The sequence below is a fragment of the Streptomyces sp. NPDC001549 genome (genome assembly GCF_042894025.1).
In the GTDB taxonomy this organism is placed as follows: Bacteria; Actinomycetota; Actinomycetes; order Streptomycetales; family Streptomycetaceae; genus Streptomyces; species Streptomyces kutzneri.
Genome location: NZ_JBIAVJ010000008.1, coordinates 205,149 through 215,722, shown reverse-complemented (window position 1 = coordinate 215,722; position 10,574 = coordinate 205,149). Strand labels below are relative to the sequence as shown.

General features: G+C 73.9%; 9 protein-coding genes. 4 read left to right on the top strand and 5 right to left on the bottom strand.

Translation table 11 applies throughout. The features are described 5' to 3' along the window. Nucleotides 1-61 precede the first annotated feature (61 nt). The 3 genes from ACFY04_RS16555 (at nt 62) to ACFY04_RS16545 (ending at nt 2,117) form a co-directional block, all read left to right on the top strand. Nucleotides 62-262 carry an MbtH family protein gene (locus ACFY04_RS16555; RefSeq protein ID WP_389117235.1) on the top strand — a complete coding sequence of 67 codons (201 nt, stop codon included), beginning with the start codon at nt 62-64 and terminating at the stop codon, nt 260-262. Between the two features lie 84 nt (nt 263-346). Then, on the top strand, nt 347-1,678 hold the full coding sequence (locus tag ACFY04_RS16550) for an MFS transporter (RefSeq protein ID WP_389117234.1): 1,332 nt from the start codon (nt 347-349) through the stop codon (nt 1,676-1,678). A gap of 175 nt (nt 1,679-1,853) precedes the next feature. After that, complete coding sequence (locus ACFY04_RS16545) at nt 1,854-2,117, top strand: hypothetical protein (RefSeq protein WP_389117232.1); 264 nt, start codon at nt 1,854-1,856, stop codon at nt 2,115-2,117. Between the two features lie 86 nt (nt 2,118-2,203). Here ACFY04_RS16545 and ACFY04_RS16540 read toward each other — a convergent pair whose 3' ends face one another. Then, a complete protein-coding gene (locus ACFY04_RS16540; RefSeq protein WP_389117231.1) occupies nt 2,204-2,716 on the bottom strand; it encodes a hypothetical protein in 513 nt (170 codons plus the stop codon). 97 nt (nt 2,717-2,813) lie between these two features. After that, complete coding sequence (locus ACFY04_RS16535; protein ID WP_389117229.1) at nt 2,814-3,857, bottom strand: LuxR C-terminal-related transcriptional regulator; 1,044 nt, start codon at nt 3,855-3,857, stop codon at nt 2,814-2,816. Nucleotides 3,858-4,102: 245 nt separating this feature from the next. Here ACFY04_RS16535 and ACFY04_RS16530 point away from each other — a divergent pair, with 245 nt between their 5' ends. After that, entirely contained in the window at nt 4,103-4,330 is a 228-nt protein-coding gene (locus ACFY04_RS16530) for a response regulator transcription factor (protein WP_030016799.1), read from the top strand. On the opposite strand, the gene ACFY04_RS16525 is transcribed toward ACFY04_RS16530, so the two are convergent. From ACFY04_RS16525 to ACFY04_RS16515, 3 genes are all read right to left on the bottom strand, one after another. Next, entirely contained in the window at nt 4,324-5,625 is a 1,302-nt protein-coding gene (locus ACFY04_RS16525; protein WP_389117228.1) for an MFS transporter, read from the bottom strand. The genes ACFY04_RS16530 and ACFY04_RS16525 overlap by 7 nt on opposite strands. A gap of 47 nt (nt 5,626-5,672) precedes the next feature. Further along, nucleotides 5,673-7,211, bottom strand: coding sequence for an amino acid adenylation domain-containing protein (locus ACFY04_RS16520; protein ID WP_389117226.1), 1,539 nt, complete (start codon nt 7,209-7,211; stop codon nt 5,673-5,675). A 114-nt stretch (nt 7,212-7,325) separates the two neighbouring features. Then, entirely contained in the window at nt 7,326-10,565 is a 3,240-nt protein-coding gene (locus ACFY04_RS16515; protein WP_389117225.1) for an amino acid adenylation domain-containing protein, read from the bottom strand. Nucleotides 10,566-10,574 lie beyond the last annotated feature (9 nt).

Genomic DNA, 10,574 nt, shown 5'->3' with positions numbered 1-10,574 from the left:
CCTCCTGAACCGCCGTACCCCGAAGACCCTTCCGCTTCCCTGATCCATCGAGGAGAACACCGTGAACGACGCGTCCCCGCAGCAGTACCTGGTCGTCGCCAACGACGAGGAGCAGTACTCCCTCTGGGAGGCCGGCCGGCCCGTCCCGCTCGGCTGGCACGACCAGGGCGTACGCGGCGCCAAGGAGGAGTGCCTCGCGCACATCGAGCGGGTGTGGACCGACATGCGCCCGCTCAGCCTCCGCGTGAGCATGGCCGGCTGACCCGACGATCCCCGGGCACCACGCCGCCCGGCAGACCCCGTCGCGGGCTGCCGGGCGGCGCGGCGGTGCCGGAAGGAAACCCGTATGACCAGCTCGTACACCGGCGGCTCCGCGTCAGCGCGCCGCCGCACCCCGCTGGCCGCCCTGGTGGCGGCCGCCGGGATCTCCTCGCTCGGCATGGCGGCGACCCTGGTCGCCGTGCCCTGGTTTGTCCTGCACAGCACGGGCAGCGGCACCCGGACGGGGCTCGTCGCCACCGCCGAGGTGCTGGGCCTGCTGTGTTCCGCCGTGCTCGCGGGTCCGGTGGTCGACCGGCTGCCCGTGCGCGCGACGAGCATCGGAGCGGACCTGCTCACGGCCGCGGCGATCAGCCTGATCCCGCTCCTGCACGCCTGGGGCGCCCTGCCCCTGCCCGTCCTGATCGTCCTGGTCTTCCTGGTGGGGGCCGCCCGCGGACCGTCCGACACCTCCAAGCAGCTGCTCCTGCCCGGCGCGATGGAACGCGCGGGCGTCACGGCGGAGCGGGCCACGGGAGCGGTCGAGGGAGCCCGCCGGATCGGCATGATGGCGGGGGCGCCGCTGGCCGGTCTGCTCATCGCGACCGCCGGGCCCGTGCGCACCCTGTACGCGGACATGGCGGCGATGGCGCTGTGTGCCCTCCTCGTGGCGGCCCTGGTGCCGGCGGCGGATCGCCCCCGCCCGGCCGGCGGCGGGGCGCCGCGCGGTTCCTACGCCCAGGAACTGCGGTTCGGGCTCGGCCAGTTGCGCAGGGACCGGCTGCTGGGGGCGATGGTGGGGGTCCTGATGCTGACCAACGCCCTGGACGGGGCGCTGAACGGCGTGCTCTATCCGGCGTACGGGGCCCAGGTGCTGCGCAGCAGCGCCCTGTTCGGGGCGATGGTGACCGCCATGGGGGCCGGCGCGCTGCTCGGGGCGGCCCTGTACGGCTGGGCGGGCCACCGGATGCCCCGGCGCACGGTCTTCGTCGGGGCCTTCGTCCTGGTCGGGGCGGTGCGGTGTGCCGCACTGGCCGCCGAGCCCCGGGTGCCGGTGCTGCTGGGGGTACTGGCCCTGTCCGGCATCGGGTCGGGGATCGTGGGTCCGCTGATGATGTCGGTCGCCTACGAGCGGGTGCCCGAGGAGGTGCGGGGGCGGGTGTTCGGTCTGCTGACGGCCGCCGCACTGGCGGCGACGCCACTGGGGATGCTCGGTGCGGGGCTGGCCCTGGACGTCTCGGGGCTGGTGGCGGCGCTCCTGGGCACGGGGGCGCTGTACCTCGCGGTCACGCTCACGCCGCTGGTCTTCCCGGTGTGGCGGGAGCTCGACAACCGGGGCCCGGCGGAGCCCGCGGAGGCACCGGCTGGGCAGGAACAGGGCTCCTTGGCCGCCGCGGGAGCGGGAGTCCTGGCCGAATAGGCAGGATTCGAGGGGATTTACGGCCCCTCACCATCGCGCCAGGCAGCTTGATGAGCAGTCTGATCGATCACCGAAGTGCCCCGGGCACGGCAAGGTTGGCACTGCACCGACCGGCGCGGACGGCCCACAAGGCGGTTCACGCCCACACCAGACCGCTCGTACTCCTGGGGATCCCATGCTCAAGCGTTACGTCATCGCCCTGTCCGTGGCCGCGTCCGCCCTGCTGCTGCCCGCCGCCGCCGGCACCGCTCAGGCCGCCGACGACACCTCGGCCGCGACCACGGTGACGACCACGGCGACGACCACCACCGGGGGCGAGGGCGGCACCACCACCCAGACGCCGCGTCAGATCGTGACGTCCAACGGCCGGGTGGTGACGGTCGGCACCACGCAGGGCGGCCGGAACCGCGACACGGCCGACAGCTCCTGGGGCGGCTGATCGCACCGGCCCGTAAGGGCCGCCGAAAGGGGGGAGGGAGGACCGCATCGCGGTCCTCCCTCCCCCCTTTCACCCCTCGCGTGCCGTCAGTCGCCGGGACCGCAAAGGGAGATGACGGCGTAGCGCGCCTCCGGTGCGCCGACACGCCTGCGCGACCACCGGGCCGGTACGTACAGCACCTCGCCGGGCAGCAGCCGGCACTGGAAGGACTCCGGCCGGCCGCTCTCGCCGGTCCCGGTCAGCTGCCAGGTCACGGCGCCGGCGATCTGGTGGATCAGCAGGTGCTCCCGGTCCCCGGGCTGCCCGGTCCAGACGGCGTCCACACCGGTGCCCGGGACGGCCCCTGCCGCCTCCACCCGGTCCAGCCGGACGGACAGGCCGGTCAGGGAGGCCAGTTCGGTCGTGAACCGGTCCACCTGAGCCGGGCGCACACCGCCATCCGCCGGGCCCGCCCCGGCGTCATCGGGGTCGCCGAACGCCGGGTTGTCGTACTCGGGCCACAGAACACCCGGCGCCCGGTCCAGGTGGACCGAGAGGAACAGGACGATCTCCCGCAGGTGCGGGGCCCCCTGCTCACAGGCTTCATCCGGCATGTCCATTACGTGCCCCTCTTGTTCGGCGGCTCCACAGCTCCCATCTCAGCAGCATGCGACACGCCCGCCGACCGCGACAGACACGAGAACACGTGACACCAGGTCAGGAGTGCTGTAGCGGCTGTCCCGGCTCGCCGTCCGCCTCGGCCTCCGGCGCCAGCAGCCCACGCGCGGCGGCGGCCACCCCCGCCTGGAAACGGCTGCCCGCACCCAGCTCCTGCATGATGTCGGCGATGTGGCGCCGGGCGGTGCGCAGCGACATGCCCAGGCGCCGCGCTATGGCCTCGTCCTTCAGCCCGGCCGCGAGCAGCCGGATGATCGTCTCGTGGATCTCCCGGGCCACCTCTTCGAGTCCCTGGCCCGCCGCGGCCGAGAACGGCGAGGCCAGGTCCCAGGTCTGGTCGAAGATGTTGCACAGGTACGCGACGGTCGACGGCTCGCGTACGACCACGGCGCCCCAGCTGCCGTCGGCGACGGGTATGAAGGCCAGTTCGCGGTCGAAGGCGATGAGCCGGCCGAACAGTTCGTGCGCGGTGCGGTACTGCGCCCCCAGTACGGAGGTGGCCGCGACATAGGCCTGGCTCGGTCCGTTGAAGCGGGCCGTGTGGTGGTAGAGGGTCCGGATCGAGATCCCCCGCTGGAGCATCGTCTCGTCCCGCCGCAGCGCCTCCTGCATCGCCTCCGGCACCCTGCCGCCGCCCCCGGGCTGCGAGCTGAGCATCTCGGTCGTGCAGTTGAGGGAGGCCCGGTTGAGTGCCCCGCGCACATCCTCCAGGCTCTCCAGGACCTCCAGCGACTCCCCCGTGGAGCGGCGGCCCAGGTAGTGCGGCAGGAAGCGCCCCAGGTCCTCGCGGATCCCGCTGATCGCCCGCTGCTGCTCGCGGATCTGCGCCTCCAGGGGCGCGACGAGTTGCTCGGCGGCCGTGTCCGGGGCCACCGCGAAGGCCACCGACGGGTCGATCGGACTCACGTGCAGCAGGCGGGAGGCGCGCAGGCGTGACACGCTGCGCCGGACCTCGTCCACCTCGAGTCCCGTACCGGCGGCCACGGCGTCCACGTCCCCCGTGCGGTGTTCGAGCACCCAGCCGTAGACATCGATGTCAACATCGGCTCTGTTCGGATCCGGCACCACGTCAGATGTTTGCATTGCCCCACTTTGCCCTTTTCACCCCGGGTCGCTTTACTGCCAGGCACTTTGGTGAGGTGCCCGCCCCCTGGCGCCAGGATATGCAGGACGAAAGGCTGTACCCGACGAACAGCGGCGGGTGTCCGGCCACTTCAGGCCCCGGACGTCCGAAACGGTGCGGTCACGCGCAGCGTGATCGCACCGTCACCGGGGGTGTCGAGCCCCGCCGCCCCCCTTCACCTTCGATCCGGAATCCGGAGCCCCACATGCTGCACACCACGCTCACCGCCCGCGCACCGGAGCTGCCCGCCCTGACCCCCCGCGAGCAGGAGGTCCTCGCCTACCTCGCACAGGGGGACACGTACCGGATGATCGCCTGCCGGATGGGGCTGAGCCCGCACACGGTCGACACCTACCTGCGCCGGCTGCGCAGCAAGACCGGCGCGGTGAACCGGACCCAGCTCACCCACATCGCCTTCCGGCTGGGCTACTGAGCCGGCCGGGCGGCCGTGGCCCCGGCTCCCGCGGCATCGTCCTCGAACTCGCGCATCCTCCGCAGCGGGGAGCAGAGCAGGACCAGCGGGGCCGCCGACAGCGCGGCGGCGCACAGCCACAGCGCGTTGCGCACGCCCAGCAGTTCACCGAGGAGTCCCGCCAGCAGACCGCTCAGGGGCAGGACGCCCCACACCAGGAAGCGCATGGTGGCGGTCATCCGGCCGAGCAGGTGCGGCGGGCAGACCGTCTGCCGGTAGGTGACCTGGCAGATGTTGTACAGGGTGACGCCGGCCGACTGGACGAGCGACCCGAGCACGAACAGGCTGATCCGCCAGTCGTTGCCGGCGAGCGGGAGCAGCAGCCCGAAGGGCATGGTCACCAGCAGGGACAGCCACGTGAGCCGGGCCGCGCCGACGGCCCGGGTCACCCGGTCCGCGGCGGTGGCCGCGAGCACCGAGCCGATCGTGGCGGTCGTCAGCACCCAGCCGATCGCCGCGGGCGGCAGCCCCACGGTGCGGGTCAGGAAGAGCACCTCGATGGCCATCACCGCGCTGAGGAACAGGTTCACGGCAGCCGTGTTCAGGGCGATGAGCCGCAGGATCCGGTGGCTCAGGACATAGCCCAGGCCTTCGCGGATGTCGCGCAGCAGGTGCCGGCGCGGGGCGGGCTCCGGCTTCTCCTCCCGGGCCCCGATCCGCCCCAGAAGGACCACGGACACCAGTGAGGTGACCGCCTGGCCGGCCAGCGTCCCAGCCGCGCCCAGCAGTTGCACCAGGAAGCCGGCGATTCCGGGGCCCGCGAACTCGGCCCCCGAACGCACCGTCTCCAGCTTCGAGTTGCCCGCGATCAGGGTGTCCTTGCCGATGAGGGCCGGCAGGTAGCTCTGATCGGCCACGTCACCGAACAGCCGGGCGCAGCCGAGCAGCAGGGCGACCGCGTACAGCAGCGGCATCGAGTGCAGGTCCAGCAGGTAGGCCACCGGCAGTGCCGTCAGCAGGACGGCGCGCGCCAGGTCGGCGGCCATCATCACGCGGCGCTTGCGCATCCGGTCCACCCAGGCCCCGGCGGGCAGTCCCAGCAGCAGGAACGCCGCGTGCTCCGCGGCGGACAGCAGACCGGCCTGCATCGCCGAGGCGTCGAGGGTGAGCACCGCCATCAGCGGCAGGGCCACGTACGTGATGCTGCTGCCCAGCTCGTTGCAGATGTGCGAGGACATGAAGAGACGGAAGTCCCTGCGCTGCCGGCGCTCGACGCTCTGGACGGAATCGGTGGACTCGGCGGTGGTGACGGACACGGGTGCGTTCCTTGTCTGGTCGCGGACGGGGTCCGCGGGCTGCTGGTTCATCGGGGGGCGGGCGCCGGGAGCGCCCTGGGATCGAGCTTGCCGCCCGGGGTCCGCGGCAGCCTGTCCATCAGTGTCACCACGGCCGGTACGAGGTACCCGGGCATCCTGGCCAGAAGGTGCCGGCGCAGGTCGTCCGGGGTGAGGGAGCTGCCGGGGGTGACGGCGGCCCAGGCGGCCAGCTGCGGTCCGCCGGCCGCCGCGACGGCGCGGGCGACCACGTCGACGACGTCGGGGTGGGCGGCCACGGCCGCCTCCACCTCCTTGAGTTCGACCCGGTGGCCGCGGATCTTGACCTGGTCGTCGGCGCGCCCGAGGAAGACGAGCGGGCCGCCGGGTGCGCGGGTGACGCGGTCGCCCGTGCGGTACATGCGCTCGCCCGGGGCATCGGCGAAGGGGTCGGCGACGAACCGCTCGGAGGTCGGCCCCGGCCGGCCGTGGTAGCCGCGCGCCAGGCAGGAACCCGCCAGGTACAGCTCGCCCGCGGCGCCGGGGGGTGCCTCGCGCAGCTCCTCGTCGAGGACGTAGGCGCGTACGCCCGCCAGCGGTTCGCCGAGCGGGATCAGCTCGTCTCCCGCGAATCCGTCCAGTTCGGCCGGTCCCGGCTCGTAGGAGGTGGCGGTGATCGTGGACTCGGTGAGGCCATAGCAGCTGATCACCGGGGGGTGGCCGGCGGCCGTCCAGCGCTTCAGGTCCGCGGTGCGGCCCGCGTCGCTGCCGATCACCACACGGCGCAGTGCGGACGGCAGCGGCCGCGGGGCGCGCTCCAGGTCCTTGGCCCACTGCGACCAGTACGGGGTGGGCAGGTTGACGACGCTGATCCGCTCCTCGGCGAGGAACGGCTCCAGTTCGGCGGGCGAGAGGACGTTGTCCTTGACGAAGACGGCCGTACCGCCCGTGCACCAGGTGGGCAGGGCCTCCTCCAGGCTGACGTCGAAGGCGGGGGCCGCGAACTGCAGGACCGCGTCCTCGGCGGTCAGCCCGTAGCGTCCGGCGAGGGTGGCGACCTGCGCGGCGAGTCCGGCGTGGCCGACCGCCACGGGCTTGGGCTGCCCGGTGGAGCCGGAGGTGAAGAGCACGTAGGCGAGGGAGCCTGGGGCCACTTCGGCGGGCCGGGCCGCCGGCGTGGGGGCCGCGGTCGTGGTGGAGGCCCAGAACAGCTCGCTCCCGGTACGGCGTTGCAGCACCGCCGCCGCGCAGGTGTCCTGCGCGACCGCGTGCCGGGTGCCGGCGGCCCGCAGCAGGGTGCGCAGCCGCTCGTCGGGGGCGTCGAGGTCCACCAGGAGGGGGGCCGCGCCCGCGTACCAGATGCCCAGCAGCCCCACCGCCCAGTGGACGCCCCGGCGCACCCCTAGGAGCACGGTGTCCTCCGGCCCGGCGCCCGCGGCGCGCAGTTCCTCGGCCACCGCGCGCGCCCGCCGGTCGAACTGGCGGTACGTCAGCTCCCCTTCGGGTGCGCGGACCGCGGTGGCCTCGGGTGTGAGCCCGGCCCGGTGCGCGATGCGCAGGGGCACGGGGGTGGTCTCGGTGGGGCTCATGGTGGTGGTGTCTCCTGGGGTGCGGACGGGCTCTTCGCGGGGGGCGCCGGGGGGTGCGGCGCGTTCAGGCGCGTTCAGGCGCGTTCAGGCGCCTGAACGCGCGGTCACGCCTGGTCAGCCCTGGTCACGGGAGCGGGGACGCAGGGCGGGGCGGGCGGGTGCGGTGGCGGCCTCGCCGAGGCGGGCGGCGATGCCCGCCGGGGTGGGCGTCTCGAAGAGGTCGCGGATGTTCAGCCGTACGCCGAGTTCGGTGCCGATGCGGCCGGCCAGCCGGGTGGCGAGGAGCGAGTGGCCGCCGTGGGCGAAGAAGTCGTCGTCCATGCCCGCCTCCTGGAGGCCGAGGACGGAGGCGAAGATCTCGCAGACCGTCTTCTCGGTGGGGGTGACGGGCAGCCGGCCCGCCGGGCGGTGCACGGTGGCCGGGTCGGGGAGCGCCTTGCGGTCGAGCTTGCCGTTGACGGTGAGCGGGAACTGCGGCAGGTGCAGGAACAGCGACGGGACCATGTAGTTGGGCAGGTTCCGGCCCAGTTCGGTGCGGACCTCCTCGGCGGTGGGCGTGCCGGTGAAGTAGCAGATGAGCCGCTGCTGGCCCGCGTGGTCCCGGTCGACGGCGACGACGGCCTCGCCGACGCCCGGCACGGCGCGCAGCGCGGTCTCCACCTCGCCCAGTTCGATGCGGTTTCCGCGGACCTTGACCTGGTGGTCCTGGCGGCCGAGGAAGTCGAGCTGGCCGTCGGCCCGCATCCGGGCGAGGTCGCCGGTGCGGTACATACGGCTGCCGGGCACGGCGGAGAACGGGTCGGGGACGTAGCGCTCGCTGGAGCGGCGCGGGTCGCGCAGGTATCCGGGGCCCACGCCGGTGCCGCCGATGAAGAGTTCGCCGGGCACGCCGGGCGGTACGGGGGCCAGCGCGGCGTCCAGCAGGTAGAGGGTGTTGTTGCGCAGCGGGCGGCCGACGGGCAGCCGGCCGTGTTCCAGCTGGGCGTGCACGTCGGGGCCGATGAAGGCGTGGGTGTTGTCGTCGGAGCACTCGGTGAGGCCGTAGGCGTTGACGATCGCGGCCTGCGGGTGGCGCGCGTACCAGCGGGTGCACAGGTCGGGCGGCAGCACCTCGCCGTTGACGATGAACCAGCGCAGCTCGGGCAGGGCCGGCGGCAGCACACCGGTGTCCCACAGGTCGACGGCGGCGCGGACGAAGGAGGGCACGGTCTCCAGGACGGTGATCCCCCGGCGGGCGGCGTCGTCGAAGAGGGCGGCCGGGTCGCGGGCGGTGTCCCGGGTGACCAGGTGGACCTGTCCGCCGATGATCAGCGGGGCGAGCATCTGCCACACGGAGATGTCGAAGGTGAGCGGGGCGTTCATCACCACGCGGTCGCCGTCGCCGAGCCCGAGGTCCTCGGCCTTGGCCAGGAGGTGGTTGTTCATGCCCCGGCGGTGGACCATGGCGCCCTTGGGCTTGCCGGTGGAGCCCGAGGTGAAGCAGACGTAGGCGAGGGCGTCGGGTCCGCCGGCCGGCGCCGGCCGCTCGCCCGGGGCGGCGGCGGCCGCGTCGTCGATGACCAGGACGGGCAGGCCGCCGGGGACGGCGGCGGCGATCTCCTGGGCGCGGGCGCGCTGTTCGGGGGCGGCCAGCAGGCGGGCGATCCCGCCGCTCGCGAGGAGGTCGGCGGTACGGGTGACGGGTCCCTCGGGGTCGAGGGGGACGTAGGCCGCGCCGGAGCCCAGGATGCCGAGCATCGCGACGGGGACCCGGGCGGTGGGCTCGCTCAGCACCGCGACCAGGTCGCCGGGGCGTACGCCGTCGGCGAGCAGGGCCAGGGCGAGGGCGTCGGCGCGGGCGACGAGGGCCGCGTAGCTCAGCTCGCGGCCGCTGTCGTCGGTGGTGGCGACGGCGTCCGGGCGGCGCTCGGCCTGCTGCCGTACGCGCTCGACGGCCTCCGCGTACTCCTCGTCTCGTGCGGTGTCGTTCCATTCGACCAGGACGCGGTGGCGTTCGGCCGGGGAGAGCAGGTCCACGGTGCCCACCGGGCACGACGGGTCCTCGACGACGGCTTCCAGGAGCCGGGCGAGGCGTTCCATCAGGGCCTGGGCGGTGGCCCGTTCGAAGACGTCCGGCCGGTAGTCGATCTGCAGGCGCAGCCGGTCGCCGGGGATGGCGGTCAGCGAGAGCGGGTAGTGGGCGGCGTCGTGCGGGTCCACTCCGGTGACCCGGAGCCCGCCCGCGCCGAGGGCGGCGAGGCCGGCCGCGTCGACCGGGTAGTTCTGGAAGGCGACGCAGGAGTCGAAGAGCTCCCCCGCTCCGGCGAGCCGCTGGATCTCGACCAGACCCAGGTGGTGGTGGTCGATCAGCCGCGCCTGCTCGTCCTGGAGCCGTTCGAACAGGGCGACGAGGGACTCCGCGGGGTCGATCCGCACGCGGACCGGCACGGTGTTGATGCACAGGCCCACGATGTCGGCGACGCCGGGCAGTTCGGGGTCGCGGCCGCTGACGATGGCGCCGAAGACCACGTCCTCGGAGCGGATCTGACGCCCGAGCAGCAGCGCCCACGCGCCCTGGAGCAGGGTTCCGGAGGTGATCCGGTGGTCGCGTGCAAGGGCGCCGAGCCGCTCGGTCAGGGACGCGGGGAGGTACGTCTCCACGCGGTCGGGCAGGACCGAGCCGGGCGGCGGGGACACGGGCGCGGTGCGGGTTCCGCCCGCCAGGCCGTCCAGGGCGCGGGTCCAGGCGTCCTGGGCGGCGGCCGTGTCGCGGCTGTGGAGCCGTCCCAGGAAGGCGGAGTACGGGGTGACCGGGCCCAGGGGCGCGTCGTCGGCGTGGTGCAGGGCGAGGAGTTCGCGCACCAGGACCGGCCAGGACCAGCCGTCCATCAGGATGTGGTGGTAGGTCAGCAGCAGCCGGTGGGACAGCGGGCCGGTGCGGATGAGGGCGAAGCGCAGCAGCGGCGGCCGGGCGAGGTCGAAGCGGGTGGCCCGGTCCTCGGCGAGGAGGGTGTCGACGGCGAAGGCGCGCTCGGTCTCGCCGAGCCCGGACAGGTCGACCTCCTGCCAGGGGGCCCGTACGCCGCGCCGGACGACCTGGGCGGGTTCGCCGGTGGCACGGCGCAGGAAGCCGGCGCGGAGGTTGGCGTGCCGTTCCAGGACGGTGTCGGCGGCCGCGCGCAGCCGGTCCGCGTCGAGGGGGCCGTCGAGGTCGAGGAGCAGCTGGGCGACGTAGACGTCGCGTTCCTCCTCGTCGAAGAGGGCGTGGAAGAGGATGCCGTCCTGGAGCGGGGAGAGCGGCAGGACGTCCTCGACCAGGGAGCGGGCGGCGGGGGCGGCAGGGGCGGGGGCGGGGGTGGACGGCGGGTGGTTCACGGTGGTGTT